The organism is Vibrio sp. PSi01 (assembly GCF_054960695.1).
In genome coordinates, this window is sequence record NZ_JBHNYN010000001.1 from 188,421 (window position 1) to 205,265 (window position 16,845).

The following is a 16,845-nucleotide window of genomic DNA, read 5'->3' on the forward strand; positions in this document are numbered from 1 at the left end:
GTGTATATTCGCGTATCACTGTGTGCATGTTCATGCTCACATAAAACCTAGTACTTAGTCGGAGAGTTATGCAAACGTCTACCCAACAGACCCCAAAATCACAACCACAAACTCCTCAGTTAGGTTGGATGCTATTTTTGGTTCTGGGTGCGATTGGTGCACTGACACCACTCGCCATCGATATGTACCTGCCCGCAATGCCAACGATCGCCAAAGATCTCGGCGTAACAGCGGGTGAAGTACAAATCACACTCACAGCGTACACCGCAGGTTTTGCGTTAGGTCAGTTGTTACATGGCCCGTTAGCCGACAGTTATGGTCGCAAGCCTGTTTTACTGATTGGTGTCTTCTTCTTTGCAATTGCGTCTGTTGTGAGTGCTACTACTCATGGCATTGAAGCGCTAACGTTAGTTCGTACTGCTCAAGGTTTCGCAGGGGCAGCGGCAGCGGTCATTATCCAGGCCGTTGTGCGTGATATGTTCGACCGTGAAGATTTTGCAAGAACCATGTCGTTCGTTACCTTGGTGATGACGGTTGCGCCACTTATCGCACCTATGATTGGTGGTTACTTGGCATTGTGGTTTGGCTGGCGTTCAATCTTTTGGGTCTTGGCCATTTTTGCGGTGATTGTGATTCTCGCGGTAATAATCAAAATCCCTGAGACACTGCCTGTTGAAAATCGCCAGCCACTGCGCTTTAAAACGACGATTCGTAATTACGCTCGTTTATGTAAAAACCCTACGGCTATGGGCCTGATTTTCTCTGGTGCATTCTCTTTTTCTGGGATGTTTGCATTCTTAACCGCAGGCTCTTTTGTTTATATCGACATTTATGGCGTACGTCCTGATTTGTTTGGTTACTTATTTGGCTTGAACATTGTTGCGATGATTCTGATGACGACAATCAATGGTCGAATCGTTAAGAAGGTCGGTTCTCATACCATGCTGAGAGCAGCGCTGGTCATTCAATTACTGGCTGGTGTGGGTTTACTGGCTGGTTGGGCATTGGATCTCGGGCTTTGGGGTGTTGTACCGTTTGTGATGCTGTTTATCGGCACTATTTCTACGATTGGCAGTAACTCTATGGGTCTACTGCTAAGTGGTTACCCTAATATGGCAGGCACGGCTTCATCGCTTGCGGGAACATTGAGATTTGGTACTGGTTCTGTCGTTGGAGCGATCGTTGCGATGCTACCAAGTGACAGTGCTGGGTCTATGGCTATGGTAATGGCTGCGTGTGCAGTAATGTCAGCATTACTATATTGGACATTAGGAAAGAAGGCATAATGTCAAAATACTATATTGAAATTCAGAAGTTAGTGAATGATGCGCTAGGCGAGCTATATGCTTTACATAAATCTGGCAAGGCCATTGACGCACCTATCGCGAACAACCTTTACCTTGTTCGTTGGGTAACAAAGACGATTAAATCTCAAGCTTATGATCGCGTGATTGTGCCTGACTTGGTTCGCTGGCAGAAACAGGGTCGCTCAAAAGGCAACAACTCTGATTTAACTTTTACCTTCAAACGTATTTCTGCGTTTTACGGACGTTTTTTCCCTGAAGGCGAAGAGCCTAAAGCGCTAAAAGACAGTGATGTTGAAGCATTTATGGACAAAATGTATGAGATGGGTTGGAGCGTATCGAGTGAAGATGAACTGACCACTGGCGGTAAGATTCAATTCTTCACCGATGGCGAACATTCTTTTGCCTTGTGTGGTAAACAGTGTGACGACTCTTTCGACGGTGAGTTGATGGTTAAGCCGATGAACTGGTTTGTGCGTGGTAATCACGCAGAGTTTATTCAAGCAGCGATGGAAGCAGGCTTTATGCTTCACAAAGTTACAGACTATAAGTCAGCGGTGAAGTATCACGGTGAATACATCGTGTATCCTGCTAACCAAGGTAATCAGTTAGCGGAAATTCCAATCAGTGTTATTGGTTAACTAAGTGACTATCGATATTTATCAAAAGACCGCCGAATTGGCGGTCTTTTTTTTAATGATAGCAACGGGCTACATCATTCGTTTTTACTGTCTTAGCATCTCTTTACTCTAATGTTTCATGTGCTGTTATGGTTTTTTATCAGCTTTTTTAGCCTGCTTTTCTATCGCCTTTACCATGCCTTTAAAGATAAACAGGTGGGCCGGCATCATCGCAAACCAATACAGTAATCCTAGAAAGCCCTTTGGATGCCACCAAGCTGAGATATTCAGTTCACGAGCATCTCCGTGGTCAGATACGGTAATTTCCAGCCTACCTAAACCAGGGCCTTTCATTCCGAAAAGCAGAGATAAGAACCGATTCTCTTCGCAACGGATCACTTTCCACGAGTCGATTTTGTCACCCACTTTTAAGTTTGGGCCTTCAGGCATTTGTCGAACCGGTATACCGCCACCAAACAGAACATCTAGCCATTCTCGTGTGCGCCATAAAGCGTTAGCAAAGAAGTAACCTTGCTTGGGGCTTCCTATCTGCTGTGCGACATTCCACAGTGATTCCAGTGACGCGGTTGAAGTGATGCTTGCACCGGTTTTCTTGGGGTAGTAGCCATATCCAGCTTGCCATCGTTTGAACGCGGTTTTATCAAAGCCCCAGACATTACTTTTAACGAAATTTCCTTCAGCGTGAATGGCTTGCTCAACCATGCTCTCGAACGATATAAGCTTTTGAGGGTACTTTTCTCTAATGGTGGTCGAACTGGCAATGAAGTCATGCTTTAAGCCTGCGAGAAGCGCTCTGCCGATGTTAGAAGGGACGGAGGTGACTACCCCTAACCAATAGGAAGCGATTTGAGGCGTTAGTAATGACGTTGCCCAAAGCCTGAGTGGGCGATCGGCTGTTTTGGCTATATGAGCAAACTGGTTTCGGTAAGAGACAATATCAGGTCCGCCAACCTCAAACGTTTGGCTTTCATTGGGTGTTTCCTGTGCGAGTTTCAGCAAGTAGTGGTTAAGGTTCTGCAAGGCGATAGGGTTGGCTTTGGAGTCCACCCATATTGGCGCAATCATGATGGGTAGGTTGTAAACGAAATCTCGCATGATCTCGAATGCTGCGGAGCCTGGACCGATGATAACACCGGCTTGGAGTTCGGTTACTGGAACGGGGCCTTTTCGAAGTAGCTGTCCGGTTTTTTTTCTAGCTTGAAGGTGTTCTGAATCGCCCGTTTGAGGCTGAAGAGAACTGAGATAGATAATGTGTTGATTCTTCGGTCCAAGTGCCGAAACAAAGTTACGCGCCAAGTTGAGCTCGTAATCAATGAAATCATGGCCTTCTGCCATGCCATGAACTAGAAAGAAGATAAGATCAAAATCGGGTACCAATGCTTGTGTCGCCGCTTGATCTGCGAGATCAAGGTATTCCAGTGACAAGTTGTCGTGAGGTTCTGTTCGTGCCTTTAAATAGTCGATATGCCTTGCTGCTGCAGTAACTTGATAGCCTTGTTCAAGCAGGAGGGGGAGGAGCTGTGAACCAACATATCCAGAAGCGCCTAAAACCAGTACTTTCTTCATTGTTACTCCATTTATATCTGTGGTTAAAAACCGAACATTGATATAATAGCGCGATATTTATCTTTATTCATCAATACGTTCCGTTTAGGTATCTCTATGTTGCTCTCTTCCATTCTTCATCACACTCGCGGTGATTTTGTTCGTAGGCTTATTGCGATTGCTTTGCCTATCACTTTGCAGAGCATTATGTTTTCAAGCCGAGGCTTAGTGGATGTGTTGATGTTGGGTCAGCTTGGAGAAGCAGACATTGCGGCGGTTGGAGTAGCAAGCCGTGCGATGTTTGTGACGACCATTATGTTAGTTGGTGTTACCACGGGTGGCGCGTTGTTGACGGCACAATACTGGGGAGCGGGGGACAAACAAGGTGTGAGAGAAAGTACCGCTCTGACCTGGTTGGTTTCGACGTTGTTTGCCTTACTGACTATTGTTTTCTTTGTCTCTTTCCCAGCGCAAATCATGGGTGTGACGACAGACTCTCAAGAAGTCATTAACTTGGGTATGGAATACATCGTTATCACTTCATTTAGCATGTTGGCGGTATCCTGTGTGAGCAGTATGGCTGTTGGCTTGAGAGCGATGCATAAACCAGGGCTCAGTACTTTCTTTAGTGGTATTGGCATCCTTTCTAATGTGTTCTTAAACTGGGTACTGATCTTTGGTAATTGGGGCTTTCCTGCTCTTGGAATAAAAGGCGCAGCGATTGCGACGGTAATGAGTGGGGCTATTGAAGTAGCGACCTTGTTTGGTTACCTCTATTTCTCTAAACATTTATTAGCCTTTAAATTCTGTGATATCAAAGCGGCAGCGACCGTTGAAAAAGTGATTCGCTTTTTGAAGTTATCGTTGCCGACGACGTTTAATTTCTTAGCTTGGGCTGGTGGTCTTTTTGCTTATCACGCAATCATGGGGCAATCAGGTGTACAAGGTTTGGCGGCACTGTCAGTAATGACGCCGGTTGAGTCTATCTCGTTGAGTCTATTGATTGGCATGTCGAATGCAGCTTCTGTTTTGGTCGGGAATCAACTTGGCGCAAAGAATAATGAAGCGGTTTACTATCAAGCTCTCGGCCTAACCATTTTGTGTTTCTTGACCAGTATTGTTGTGGCGGTCTTCCTTTATTTTGTGCAAGTACCAATACTTAATGCGTTCAGCGCGTTGACTGAAGAAACCAGAGCGCTCTCAGAGAAGTTTATTCTCATTTTAAGTGTCGGAATTGTTATCCGTTCTATCCCAATGACAGTGATTGTAGGTGTATTGAGAGCGGGTGGTGATGTTAAGTTCTGCCTCTATCAAGACTTAATTGCTCAGTGGGTGATTGGCATTCCATTGGCCGCGATCGCTGCTATTTATTTCAAGTTCCCGCCTGAATGGGTGTATTTACTGTTTCTTACCGAAGAAGTCATAAAGTGGGGCGGTTCGCTCTATCGAATGAAAACAAGAAAATGGATTAAGAACTTAATAGGAAGTTGAAGTGAGGCGCATCAATCTAATGACTTTCTCGTTGGCGTGTGATCTATCTTTCAAAATACTTCCTCCTAACAGGGAATTAGTGTAGATTCTCCTTCCAAATTCTAACTAATGTGAGCTGTTTAATGTTAAAGCTGTCAGACCTATGTAAAGGCTATGTCGACGGGGGGGAGTTCCACCCTGTTTTGCAAGGTGCTGAGTTAACATTAAACCAAGGCGATCAACTCGCATTAATGGGAGAAAGCGGTTCAGGGAAAAGTACATTATTGAATCTTATCGCGGGTTTAGACCTAGCAGACTCAGGTGAAATTGCTTTTCCTCATTTCAACATGCACGCCTCCACTGAACGTGATCGTACTGCTTATCGCCGAAATAATATTGGCCATATCTTCCAGCAATTCAACTTACTGCCAACGCTTAATATTGCCGATAACATTCGCTTTTGCCGTCAATTAAAGGGTTTACCAGAAGATAAAGGACTCTGGAGACAAATTCTTTCTGCTTTAGACCTTATGCCTTTACTGGGGCGTTATCCTGAAGAGGCGTCTGGTGGCCAACAACAACGTGCGGCAATTGCTCGTGCTTTGTATATGGAACCTAAAATTTTGTTGGCCGATGAACCAACAGGAAGCTTAGATGAACGTAATGCGGAAGCGGTAATGCGTTTGCTTACTTCTTTGGCTCGTCAGTTAGAGTGTACCTTGTTATTGGTGACGCACAGTGAAAAAGTAGCGCTCCATATGGATGGTCGTATCCGTCTACAAGGAGGGCAACTGCATGTCATGGCCCGTAGTTAAGGCACTACTCGGTCACTATCGACGTTACCCACTTCAGATTATTTTGGTATGGCTTGGTTTAACCCTTGGCGTATCACTTTTGGTTGGTGTTACTGCCATCAACCAACACGCCAAGCAAAGCTATGCGCATGGCGAGAAACTTTTTTCGAATCCTCTTCCTTATCGTATTCGACCAAAACACAACGCTAATAAAATCCCGCAAGGTTTTTATATCCAACTTCGCCGTGAAGGCTTTCAACAGTGCTCTCCTTTTGACCACCATCGTATCACTGATGAAAACGGCGCGAACTTCATGCTAATTGGCTTAGACCCTGTGTCTATGCTTCAGCTACAGCCGGGTGTTGCATTAAAAGATCTCACTACCTTAAATCTAATGAAACCGCCATACCCGATCCTAGTCAGTGATGATCTCGCTGAACACATGGAATGGAAACACGGCGACTACATCCATCTGATGGATGGATCTGAGTTAGGGCCAGTGGCTGTCGATCAAGACAATATTATTAATGGTACTCGCCTGATTGCGGATATCTCATTGCTCAGAATGCTAAAACGCAGTGCAGGGCTTTCGGTGATTGCGTGTTCAGATATGCCAACTGAAAAGTTTGAGCGTCTTAAGAACATGCTACCAAATGGATTAACGATTACTCGTAGTTCAAAGGCGGAGCTGGAATCTCTTACCAGTGCCTTCCACTTGAACTTAACCGCCATGGGTATGTTGTCGTTTGTGGTGGGCTTGTTTATTTTTTATCAAGCGATGTCGCTTTCATTTATTCAACGTCAGCCGTTAGTTGGAATATTAAGACAAACAGGTGTATCCGGTTGGCAACTTGCGAAAGCGCTTTGTTTAGAGCTATTGATCTTAGTTTTACTCAGCTGGATATGCGGCAATATTTTTGGCTTGATGCTCGCGAATCAACTGTTACCTGCAGTTTCTTCAAGCTTGGGCGATCTTTATGATGCTAATGTGGGCTTAACGCTGAGCTGGAGTTGGCGTTGGAGTGGTTACAGCTTATTAATGGCATTACTTGGGGCATTCTTAGCGTGCGCTTGGCCGTTGGTACGTTTGCTTAAATCTCAGCCTATTCGTTTGACCTCTCGACTGTCATTAATGCGCTTCGCTGGCACCGAGTTTACTTGGCAAGCCTTAATGGGTTGTGGGTTCTGTGTCGCTGCGGTTGCTGTGTATCAAGCGCCCCAAACCCAAGAAACGGGTTTTGCAATTATTGCCCTGATGCTGGTGAGTGTCGCGTTGTTTACGCCATTCTTGATGTGGAAGCTGTTCAATAGTTTGTCTTACTCTTTGCGTTGGGTTCGTGCTCGTTGGTTCTTTGCTGATGCAGCCTCGAGTATGAGCTATCGTGGTGTGGCGACAATGGCCTTTATGTTGGCGTTAACAGCTAATATTGGCGTTGAAACCATGGTGGGCAGTTTCAGAGATACTACGGATAAATGGCTAACGCAGCGTTTGGCCGCTGATCTCTATATATACCCAACTAACAATGCCGCTGCTCGCATGAGCAACTGGTTGTCAGATCAACCTGAAGTGGATTCTGTGTGGTGGCGTTGGGAAAAAGACGTCGCTTCACCTGTAGGCAGTATTCAAGTTGTTAGTACTGGCCCATCAGAAGGTGAACTAGAAGCACTAACGATTAAGTTAGGTATTCCGAATTATTGGTATCACTTGCATCATTCTAAAGGCGTATTGATCAGTGAATCTATGTCTTTGAAACTGGGTATTCGTCCTGGTGACTACATTGATCTTTATGACAGCCTAGGCTCTGGTTGGCAGGTTGTGGGTGTGTATTACGATTATGGTAATCCTTACCATCAAGTAATGATGTCCCATCGAAACTGGCTGTATGGTTTTGCTGGCAGGGGTAATGTGGGGCTTGGCGTCATTTTAAAAGACGACGTGAATGCAATAGGCTTACGTAGCCGACTAGAGAATGTATTCAGGCTGGGGTCGGAACGTATTTTCGATAATAACAATATCCATAGCCAAGCGATGCGTGTGTTTGATAGAACTTTCGCTATTGCCGACACTCTAGGCAACATCACTTTAGTGATTGCGGTTTTCGGTATCTTCTTTGCGACTGTTGCGGGCGAGGTATCGCGTCAAAGGCATATTTCATTACAGCGTTGTTTGGGAGTTTCGGCTAAAGAGCTGATCCTAACTGGTAGTTTACAGTTGTTTGTATTTGGACTTATTTCCTCACTAATCGCCATTCCGCTTGGCTTAGCGTTAGCGAGCTTGATCGTGGATATCGTGATTAAGCAATCTTTTGGTTGGTCACTCGAGTTACAAGTGATTCCATGGGATTATTTAGTGACATTTGCATGGGCCATGGCAGCATTAATGCTTGCTGGTGCTTTACCAGTGATGAGAATGATTCGGAACACACCGATGAAATCATTAAGGGATGCGCTTTAATATGCTTCAACGCGATAATTCAATTAAATTCAGGCACCGATTGATCTCTTCTGTTTTGTTGATCTGCTTCTTTGGTGCGCTTTTAAGTATCTGGGCTTACTACTCCTATTTCGTTGACGTCGGTGAAAAGGGCGTCAATGAAGTTAACTCGGTACTGGTCAGTGAGCATTTCAATGTATTTGAACCAGTGTTACCCGATAGAACGGTTTCTCTGCCGCGAGATTTCCAATTTCATCCAGAGTTTCAACACGAATGGTGGCATTATTTTGCGTCCCTAAAAGGGAAAGATGGTAAAAAGTACTCGGTTCAATGGAGTTTCTTTCGTATCGCAACAGATGAACGCGAAACTCCGGGGTGGCAAAGCCCGCAAATCTATATTTCAAATGTGGTGATCTCTTCTGAGATGAAAGTTTGGAAAGAGCAACGTTTAGCTCGTGGTGGCATTGGTCAAGCGGGAATGACAAATCGACCGTTTAGAATTTGGATTGATAATTGGAACTGGCGAGCATTGGGTAATACGCCGTTTCCTGGCCGTCTTCAAGTCAAAACCGATACATTTGGTCTCGAGTTGGACACTGTGGCTAAAGGGCCATACGTGCTTAACGGGGACAATGGTTATCAGAAAAAACACGATCTACTACCTGTCGCTTCTTACAACTTTAGCGCACCCTTTTTATCATTGAGTGGAGTGTTGAACCTTGATGGTGTTACCAAAGAAGTTGAAGGTACGGCGTGGGTGCATAAAGAGTGGGGCAGTGGCTTACTTGGAGTGGGTCAACAAGGTTGGGATTGGTTTGTGTTTAATCTTGATGATGGCACCGCGTTAAGTATCAATCGCTATCGTCACAACCAACAATTGCCTTATGTTTTTGGTACATTGGCAACTCGCTCAGGTAAGGTTTATCACTTAACAGACTCTGATATCTCTATCAAGCCTCTGCAGAACACAACGTTATTGAATGGCAGAAGAATGCCCCTTCAATGGATAATCAACGTGCCACAGCACAATATCAATCTCACAACGCGCATTAAACGCAGAGATATGTGGCTTCCATTTGTCATACCATATTGGGAAGGGCCAATAATGGCCAGCGGAAGCCATGAAGCGACGGGCTTTATGCAGTTAACCGGCTACTGAAAAACACCTAAGGCTATCATTTGATAGCCTTTTTTATGCTTGAGGTTTCTAAAAAGCTTAAACTAAATGTGCATACAGACTCGGCTATCTCATCTATACTTAATTTATGTGACATAATAACATTATGGAATATACGACGTATTGTTTAGTATTTGTAGGAAAAACCGAAGTTAAACATCCGAAGAAGTGATTATCTATCGAGAAAGCTTGGATATAAACTCATGGCTATTCTTTGTTATTCGTTTATTTAAATAATAAATATAAGGGCGAAATCATGACCGACGTCATCCGTGACTTCTTTAAAATGGAATCTGCTGGCGGCATCATACTAGTCATCGCTGCGGCGATCGCAATGTTTGTAGCAAACTCACCACTGAACGAAATGTACCAAGGCGTATTACATAGTTACGTTTTGGGTATGTCTGTGTCTCACTGGATTAACGATGGCTTAATGGCAGTGTTCTTCCTTCTAATCGGCTTAGAGGTTAAGCGTGAGCTTTTAGAAGGTGCATTAAAATCTAAAGAGACAGCAATCTTCCCAGCTATCGCAGCCGTTGGCGGTATGCTAGCTCCGGCACTTATTTACGTGCTATTTAACTCAAGTAACCCAGAAGCGCTTCAAGGTTGGGCTATCCCAGCGGCAACTGATATTGCATTCGCATTAGGTATCATGGCGCTTCTTGGTAACCGTGTACCGGTTAGCTTGAAGGTGTTCCTATTGGCTTTAGCAATTATCGATGACCTTGGCGTTGTTGTTATCATTGCACTGTTCTACTCAGGCGACCTATCAACGCTTGCGCTAACGGTTGGTTTCATCGCAACGGGTGTGCTGTTCATGCTAAACAACAAGCATGTAACTAAGCTGAGTGTGTATCTCATTGTTGGTGCAATTCTGTGGTTTGCAGTATTGAAGTCTGGTGTTCATGCAACGCTGGCTGGTGTAGTGATTGGTTTTGCTATCCCACTGAAAGGCAATAAAGGTGAACATTCTCCGCTGAAGCATCTAGAACATGCTCTGCACCCATACGTCGCTTTTGCAATCTTGCCAGTCTTTGCTTTTGCAAACGCAGGTATTTCATTGGAAGGTATCTCAATCTCAAGCCTAACAGGTATGCTACCGCTTGGTATCGCTATGGGTCTATTGATTGGTAAGCCTCTTGGTATCTTTGCATTCAGCTGGGGTGCGGTGAAATTGGGTGTTGCTAAGCTCCCTGAAGGTGTGAACTTTATGAACATCTTCGCAGTATCTGTCCTGTGTGGTATTGGTTTTACAATGTCTATCTTTATCTCTTCGTTAGCGTTTGGCCCAACGAATGTAGAGTTTGACACACTAGCTCGACTAGGCATCCTGATGGGATCTACAACAGCTGCAATTCTAGGTTACTTCCTGCTAAGCGTTTCTTTACCGAAAACAGCAAAGCAACAAGAAGTAAAACTATAATCAGCGGTAGGCTCGTTTAACGGCGAGCCTATTCACTGATTAACAAGCTAACTTCTGAGTAGCAAGACGAGTCACAGAATCATCCTCCCCGATTCATGTGACAGCAAAGAACAAAAAAGCCGTGATAGGGTTTCCTATCACGGCTTTATTGATCCTAACTGCTAGTATTTTTAGTTTGGTTAGTTATTGATGATCTAAAACTCCTAGATTCAACTCATTATTTTGATCGGCATGAATTGCGGATCGTTTTGGATGACCAGAGTGACAGTGTCATGTTATTTTTCTAGCGTGGTAAATATGGTCCACTCCTCGACGATCTGCTCATTCAGCCCGACAACCGTTGCTGTTACTCGACGGTTCAGTGCATGAGAAGTAGCATCGTTGCCATCGCTCTCTAAGCGGTTTTCACCGTAACCGACAACTCTTACTCGGCTCGGGTCTATACCATTCGACAATAATTCATCTTCAACGTGGTGAGCGCGCTTCTTTGATAACTCTAAGTTGTATTCACTCGCGCCGACTTTACTGGCGTAACCTTGAATTTCTATCGATGCACTTTGGTAGGTTTCTAAGAACTCAGCCATGGTAGTGATTTGATCTGAGAAGATAGGGTTAACTTCATAAGAGTCATTGGCGAAAAGGATGTTCAGCTGTCTGATTTCTTCTGAGCGTATAGTCTCGCCACAACCTTCATTATCAACTAATGACGCTCTAGGTGTACTTGGGCAGGTATCTCGTGCATTGACCACCCCATCATTATCATCGTCTTGCAGGTCTGAAATTTGCTCCGCTTCTGGCGTTTCTATGTAGGGCTCTTCATTTTGGCTAGAGCATGCACATAGCGTTATCGTTAATGCGGAAAGCAATAAGTAAGGTATTTTCATCATTAATACTCCACGGCCGTTGTCCACTCGTCTGGAATGTCGACCAGTAGAGCGTTCAATAGAGAGCCTGTCGCGTTCATTACACGGTATTTAGCGTACTGTTCAGAGTAATGCGCATCTAAGTAATCTTTACGGGCTTCAAACAATTCGTTTTCAGTGTTAAGCAGGTCAAGGAGTGTACGTTTGCCGATTCGATATTGTTTCTCATAAGCGATAACGGTTTCTGACGCCGAATCCACGTGATCAGACAAGAAGTTCTTTTGTTGCAACGTCAGATCCAATGCACTCCAAGATAGGCGAAGGCCTTCTTCCACTTGTCGATAAGCACGATCTCTTAGATCCTTCGCTTTATTAAGTTGGTAAGCTGCAGCTTCTGAATTAGCACTATCGGTACCACCGTTGTAGAGGTTGTATCGCATTCTTAACATTGCCAACGTCTCTTGGCTCGAACCTTCATCGCCTCCCGCATCATCGCGCCATGATTGAGATGCCTCGATAGAGAAAGTCGGGTAGTTAACCCCTTTTGATTGTTTGTACTGGAAGTGCGCCGAATCGACATCTGCAGTTGCGACTTTGATTACCGGGTGTTGGTCCAGAGCATTAACAAGGGCGTCTGATAATGACAGAGGAATCATAGAAATATCGGCTCTTGGGTAGACCAAGCCAAGCGGTTCTTGACCCACTATTCTTCTAAATTGAGTGTGGGTATCAATTAGGTTGTTCTGTGCGGCTAATAAATTGCCGTGCGCTTTTGCAATCCTAGCTTCTACTTGAGATACATCTGCGGTTGAGCCTATGCCTGAGGCTGCTCGTTTTTTGATGTCTTTATAGATTTTCTTGTGGATAGCAAGGTTACTTTCCGAAAGGGCTAAAACTTCAGTTGCTTTGACTGCATCCAGGTAGATCTGTGTGACCTCTAGCGCTTTGTCTTCGGCATCCGCGAGTAATTGTAAGCGAACCGATTCCGCTTCTGCGGCAGTACGGTCAATATCATTGAGAGTCGACGAACCATCCCACAACAACTGAGTGAGGGATATGGTGGCTTCCTTTCGTGTGAGATCGGTATCAGGACCGTTGTTTGGCGCAGGGTTTATGCCTTCATAGCCAATACCAGCATCAAGATCGATACTCGGCCTATAAGCACCACCTGCGGCATCGTTTCGTTTTTGTACACTCACAAACTCATTAAAAATACTTTTTATCTCAGGATTGGTAGCCAAGGTAATGGCAACAGCCTGTTCTAAAGTCTGAGCAGAGAGTGGGGTTGCAATAGCTAAGCAACAGATGATGGGTAATTTAAACAGTCTCAAAGTAGGTCTCCTTCTACTTTTAAAAGCTCCCGCCTCCTCCCAACTAGCGTTTAACTAATTAATTGAGAAGGGTATTAAACGAAGCTTAGGACATCTGCTAGAAATTGCTAAGTTTGTTGGCTTTATTTCGAATGTAAGTCTCTATCGCTATTGATTAATTTACCAGTTGTGACAGGTGCCAAGCTTCGAGTAAATGTGTTGAAAATAAATGCAAGGCTAGAATTCGGCTTGGGCAGAGATTGATAAACGTTGGTTAGGGGGTTGTTTGAAATACGTATCTCAGTGATAGCAATGTGCCAAGCGTGGTAGTTCGATTTTCAGTAAAAAATGACAATATATAAAGAATCGATCGCGCTGTTTAGTTTGTAGTTGTAGCTGTGAAGAAGGGCAAGTAAGGTTTCACTCTAAACAACAAACAAAAAAAAGCCCAAACCAACACGGTTTGGGCGGATACAAGTATAGGAGTTAATAAGGAAAATGCAGTAATTAAGAAAGCAGTGAGAAGAACAAGTTTGACGGCCTGTTAAACTTCTAAATACTCTGTTTTCTACTTAATTTATGACCCTCCATTTCTATTTCAGTTCCAAGAAAATTCATTAATTTTTCCTTTTTTTGTAAACACACATCGATTCAATTGGTTAGTGTCGACTTCTTCCAACTGGTACGACCAATTTGTGAAAATGTGATGTTGCTTGCTTGTTAAATAAATGTACTAAGAGTATATTTCAAACAGTTGTTTAATACGAGTGATTGAAATGGCACCAAGAAGTACAACCAAAGACAAAATCTTAGATGTGGCTGAAGGCTTATTCGCTGAGCACGGTTTTAATGACACCTCTTTACGTACCATTACGGGTAAAGCCAATGTCAATTTAGCTTCAGTGAATTACCACTTTGGCGATAAGAAAACTCTGGTTCGTGCGGTACTCAATCGGTACTTAGAGGCATTCATGCCAGCTCTACAAGATGCGCTAGTGAACTTAAACTTGAACGAAACGTATTCTATGAGTGACGTGTTTGAGTCTTTAAGACAGCCATTAAGAGCACTCAACGATGTTAGACCAAACGGTACGAGTCGCTTCATGTTGCTTATCGGTAGAGGCTATACGGATGTGCAAGGGCACCTGCGTTGGTTTATTACTACTCGTTATAGCGAAGTACTTTCTTTGTTTACGACATCAGTAATGAAGGCGAATCCGAACCTTACTCAAGAACAGTTATTTTGGCGATTGCACTTCACCCTAGGGACTTGTGTGTTCACCATGGCATCTAGCCAAGCCCTCATAGAAATTGCAGAGAATGACTATGACAGAAAGATAGATGCGAAATCAGTGGTCGATATTCTCATTCCATATTTAGCCGCTGGTATGTCAGCAAAAGAATAAAACAATAAAAAGTAAAATATTCACAAACAATATAGTGAACAAAAGGATCTGAACTATGAGCTCTCTAAGACAAAAATGGGTAAGTGACCCAGCTTTTAAACTCTTTAAAAAAGTACTACCACCACTATCTAGCACCGAGAAAGAAGCGATGGAAGCGGGTAGTGTTTGGTGGGACGGAGAGCTGTTTTCTGGTAAACCAGATTTCACTAAGCTGCATCAATATCCAAAACCTCAGCTAACAGCAGAAGAGCAATCGTTCATGGACAATGAACTTGAGACCCTGCTCGCTATGCTTGATGACCACCAAATTGTAAAAGAAGACCGAGACCTTCCCGAGGAAGTTTGGAACTTCTTACGCAAAGAGCGTTTCTTCTCGTTAATTATTGCGAAAGGGTACGGCGGTCGTGAATTTTCAGCGCACGCAAACTCTACTATCGTAACTAAGATTGCGACTCGCAGTATCAGTACTGCGGTTTCAGTAATGGTTCCAAACTCTCTTGGGCCTGGTGAGCTACTGTCTCACTACGGTACTCAAGCTCAAAAAGATTACTGGCTTCCACGTCTAGCTGACGGTACAGATATACCATGTTTCGCATTAACAGGCCCTGAAGCGGGTTCTGATGCAGGCGGTATCCCTGATGTAGGCACTGTGTGTATGGGTATGCACGAAGGCAAAGAGACACTTGGCATCAAGCTTAACTGGAACAAGCGTTACATTACGCTAGCACCAGTGGCTACGGTACTTGGCCTGGCTTTCAAACTGCACGATCCAGAAAAGCTACTGGGTGACAAAGAAGACATCGGTATCACTTGTGCGCTTATCCCAGCAGACCACGAAGGTGTTGTGATCGGTGAGCGTCATGATCCACTTGGTCTTGCGTTTATGAATGGTCCAACACGCGGTCACGATGTATTTATTCCTATGGAATGGCTAATCGGTGGCGCAGATTACGCAGGTAAAGGCTGGCGTATGCTGGTGGAATGTCTGTCTGCAGGTCGCGGTATCTCATTACCCGCACTTGGCACGGCGATGGGCCACCTAACAGCGAAAACGACCGGTGCGTACGCTTATGTTCGTAAGCAGTTCGGTATGTCGATTGGTAAGTTTGAAGGTGTTGCAGAGAGCCTAGGCCGTATTGGTGGCTTAACGTATCTATTAGAAGCGACTCGTACACTGACAACCACTTCACTTGATATGAAAGAGAAGCCGGGTATCGTAACGGCTATCGCGAAATATCACATGACAGAAATGGCACGTACTATTTTGAATGACTCAATGGATATCCATTCAGGTCGTGCAATTCAAGATGGCCCAATGAACTACTTGGCTGCGCCTTACCTAGGTATTCCAGTTGCAATCACAGTAGAAGGTGCGAACATTCTAACTCGTAACCTGATGATCTTCGGTCAAGGTGCGACACGTTGTCACCCATACGTATTGAGCGAAATGGAAGCGGCTGCGAACCCAGATGAGAAGCAAGGTGCAAAAGACTTTGATAGCTTGTTGTTCAAGCATATCTCACACGCAACTAAGAACACATTCGGTGCTTTTGGTGCAGCATTAACTGGCTCTAAATTTATTAAAGCCGACATGAGTGGTCCAACGAAACCTTACTACCAAGATCTAACTCGTTTGAGCCGTGCGCTTGCTGTCAGTGCGGATTTCGCAATGCTGACGCTAGGTGGTGAGCTGAAACGTAAAGAACTTATCTCTGCACGTTTGGGCGATGGCCTAAGTTACCTATACATGGCTTCGGCTGCGCTTAAGAAGTACGAGGATGAAGGTCGTCAACAAGCTGATCTAGACTACGTACACTACGCAGTTCAACACTGTTTCCACAATGCGGCTAAGTCACTACAAGAAGCGTACCGTAACTTCCCTAACAAGATGGTTGGGAAAGTGCTGAAAGGTTTAGTTTTCCCTGTAGGTAACCACTTCGAAAAACCGAGTGACAATCTAACGGTTCAATTAGCTGAAAGCTTGATGACTCCGGGAGCGCACCGTGAACGTCTGACTCATCTTTGCTACATCGGCAAGGAAGAGGATGACAGTATTGGTCTTATGGAGAACGCTTTTAACGCGATGTACAGCATCAAGCCTCTGGAACGTAAGATCTTCAAAGCAGTGAAAGAAGGCAAAGTGGCTCGTAAAGGCTTGCTGGCCGACAAACTGGCTCAAGCACTTGCTGCCGATGTTCTAACGCAAGAAGAAGTCGACCAAATTGTCGCTGCTGATAAACTGCGTTACACCGCGATTCAAGTTGACCACTTCAGTCATGACTTTAGTGAAACTTTGACGCGAAAAGAGTTAAAACCTAAGCTAAATAGCGTTGCTTAGATAAAGAAACGATAAAAGGCACCTAATAAGGTGCCTTTTTTGTTTTTGTCGCAGAAGTCGCAATAGATGCGTTAACAAATGGTGACTTAGTCAGCAAATATCAGTTGAGTGCTCCAACCACTTGCATTTTCACCACATTT

12 protein-coding genes are annotated in these 16,845 nt (G+C 44.4%); 9 read left to right on the forward strand and 3 right to left on the reverse strand.

What is annotated here, in order from left to right:
• Positions 1-68 precede the first annotated feature (68 nt).
• Together ACFI6G_RS00880 and ACFI6G_RS00885 are read left to right on the forward strand one after the other, a co-directional pair.
• The gene (locus tag ACFI6G_RS00880) at positions 69-1,286 is read left to right on the forward strand and encodes a Bcr/CflA family multidrug efflux MFS transporter (RefSeq protein WP_016786251.1); all 1,218 of its coding nucleotides are present in this window, start codon (positions 69-71) and stop codon (positions 1,284-1,286) included.
• Positions 1,286-1,945, forward strand: a complete 660-nt coding sequence (locus tag ACFI6G_RS00885; protein ID WP_462710095.1) for a DUF2913 family protein — start codon at positions 1,286-1,288, stop codon at positions 1,943-1,945. Before ACFI6G_RS00880 ends, ACFI6G_RS00885 begins: the two co-directional genes overlap by 1 nt.
• Positions 1,946-2,071: 126 nt before the next feature.
• Here the strand turns inward: ACFI6G_RS00885 and ACFI6G_RS00890 are convergent, their stop codons facing one another.
• Entirely contained in the window at positions 2,072-3,511 is a 1,440-nt protein-coding gene (locus tag ACFI6G_RS00890; protein ID WP_462710096.1) for a DUF2867 domain-containing protein, read from the reverse strand.
• 96 nt (positions 3,512-3,607) lie between these two features.
• On the opposite strand from ACFI6G_RS00890, the gene ACFI6G_RS00895 reads away from it, so the two are divergent.
• The 5 genes from ACFI6G_RS00895 to nhaA all read left to right on the forward strand — a co-directional run bounded on the left by ACFI6G_RS00895 (position 3,608) and on the right by nhaA (position 10,788).
• Positions 3,608-4,981: an MATE family efflux transporter gene (locus tag ACFI6G_RS00895; protein WP_010441491.1), complete on the forward strand. Its 1,374-nt coding sequence runs from the start codon at positions 3,608-3,610 to the stop codon at positions 4,979-4,981.
• Positions 4,982-5,103: 122 nt separating this feature from the next.
• Positions 5,104-5,775: an ABC transporter ATP-binding protein gene (locus ACFI6G_RS00900; RefSeq protein ID WP_010441489.1), complete on the forward strand. Its 672-nt coding sequence runs from the start codon at positions 5,104-5,106 to the stop codon at positions 5,773-5,775.
• Positions 5,756-8,209: an ABC transporter permease gene (locus tag ACFI6G_RS00905; RefSeq protein WP_010441487.1), complete on the forward strand. Its 2,454-nt coding sequence runs from the start codon at positions 5,756-5,758 to the stop codon at positions 8,207-8,209. Before ACFI6G_RS00900 ends, ACFI6G_RS00905 begins: the two co-directional genes overlap by 20 nt.
• Positions 8,199-9,347, forward strand: a complete 1,149-nt coding sequence (locus tag ACFI6G_RS00910; RefSeq protein WP_016784577.1) for a lipocalin-like domain-containing protein — start codon at positions 8,199-8,201, stop codon at positions 9,345-9,347. Before ACFI6G_RS00905 ends, ACFI6G_RS00910 begins: the two co-directional genes overlap by 11 nt.
• Before the next feature lie 274 nt (positions 9,348-9,621).
• Positions 9,622-10,788, forward strand: a complete 1,167-nt coding sequence (gene nhaA, locus ACFI6G_RS00915; protein WP_010441484.1) for a Na+/H+ antiporter NhaA — start codon at positions 9,622-9,624, stop codon at positions 10,786-10,788.
• A gap of 275 nt (positions 10,789-11,063) precedes the next feature.
• Here nhaA and ACFI6G_RS00920 read toward each other — a convergent pair whose 3' ends face one another.
• Together ACFI6G_RS00920 and ACFI6G_RS00925 are read right to left on the reverse strand one after the other, a co-directional pair.
• Complete coding sequence (locus tag ACFI6G_RS00920; protein WP_010441482.1) at positions 11,064-11,675, reverse strand: OmpA family protein; 612 nt, start codon at positions 11,673-11,675, stop codon at positions 11,064-11,066.
• Positions 11,675-12,982 carry a TolC family outer membrane protein gene (locus tag ACFI6G_RS00925; RefSeq protein ID WP_010441480.1) on the reverse strand — a complete coding sequence of 436 codons (1,308 nt, stop codon included), beginning with the start codon at positions 12,980-12,982 and terminating at the stop codon, positions 11,675-11,677. The genes ACFI6G_RS00920 and ACFI6G_RS00925 overlap by 1 nt, the downstream gene beginning before the upstream one ends.
• A 755-nt stretch (positions 12,983-13,737) precedes the next feature.
• On the opposite strand from ACFI6G_RS00925, the gene psrA reads away from it, so the two are divergent.
• Both psrA and ACFI6G_RS00935 read left to right on the forward strand, forming a co-directional pair.
• Positions 13,738-14,367 carry a TetR family transcriptional repressor PsrA gene (gene psrA / locus ACFI6G_RS00930; protein WP_010441478.1) on the forward strand — a complete coding sequence of 210 codons (630 nt, stop codon included), beginning with the start codon at positions 13,738-13,740 and terminating at the stop codon, positions 14,365-14,367.
• Between the two features lie 55 nt (positions 14,368-14,422).
• A complete protein-coding gene (locus ACFI6G_RS00935) occupies positions 14,423-16,705 on the forward strand; it encodes an acyl-CoA dehydrogenase (protein WP_050612745.1) in 2,283 nt (760 codons plus the stop codon).
• Positions 16,706-16,845: the final 140 nt, after the last annotated feature.

Coding starts and splice junctions, on each gene's coding strand:
- ACFI6G_RS00920 (WP_010441482.1), bottom strand. CDS start 11,675: ATGATGAAAATACCTTACTTATTGCTTTCCGCATTAACGATAACGCTA.
- ACFI6G_RS00910 (WP_016784577.1), top strand. CDS start 8,199: ATGCGCTTTAATATGCTTCAACGCGATAATTCAATTAAATTCAGGCAC.
- ACFI6G_RS00900 (WP_010441489.1), top strand. CDS start 5,104: ATGTTAAAGCTGTCAGACCTATGTAAAGGCTATGTCGACGGGGGGGAG.
- ACFI6G_RS00905 (WP_010441487.1), top strand. CDS start 5,756: ATGTCATGGCCCGTAGTTAAGGCACTACTCGGTCACTATCGACGTTAC.
- ACFI6G_RS00935 (WP_050612745.1), top strand. CDS start 14,423: ATGAGCTCTCTAAGACAAAAATGGGTAAGTGACCCAGCTTTTAAACTC.
- psrA (WP_010441478.1), top strand. CDS start 13,738: ATGGCACCAAGAAGTACAACCAAAGACAAAATCTTAGATGTGGCTGAA.
- nhaA (WP_010441484.1), top strand. CDS start 9,622: ATGACCGACGTCATCCGTGACTTCTTTAAAATGGAATCTGCTGGCGGC.
- ACFI6G_RS00895 (WP_010441491.1), top strand. CDS start 3,608: ATGTTGCTCTCTTCCATTCTTCATCACACTCGCGGTGATTTTGTTCGT.
- ACFI6G_RS00885 (WP_462710095.1), top strand. CDS start 1,286: ATGTCAAAATACTATATTGAAATTCAGAAGTTAGTGAATGATGCGCTA.
- ACFI6G_RS00890 (WP_462710096.1), bottom strand. CDS start 3,511: ATGAAGAAAGTACTGGTTTTAGGCGCTTCTGGATATGTTGGTTCACAG.
- ACFI6G_RS00880 (WP_016786251.1), top strand. CDS start 69: ATGCAAACGTCTACCCAACAGACCCCAAAATCACAACCACAAACTCCT.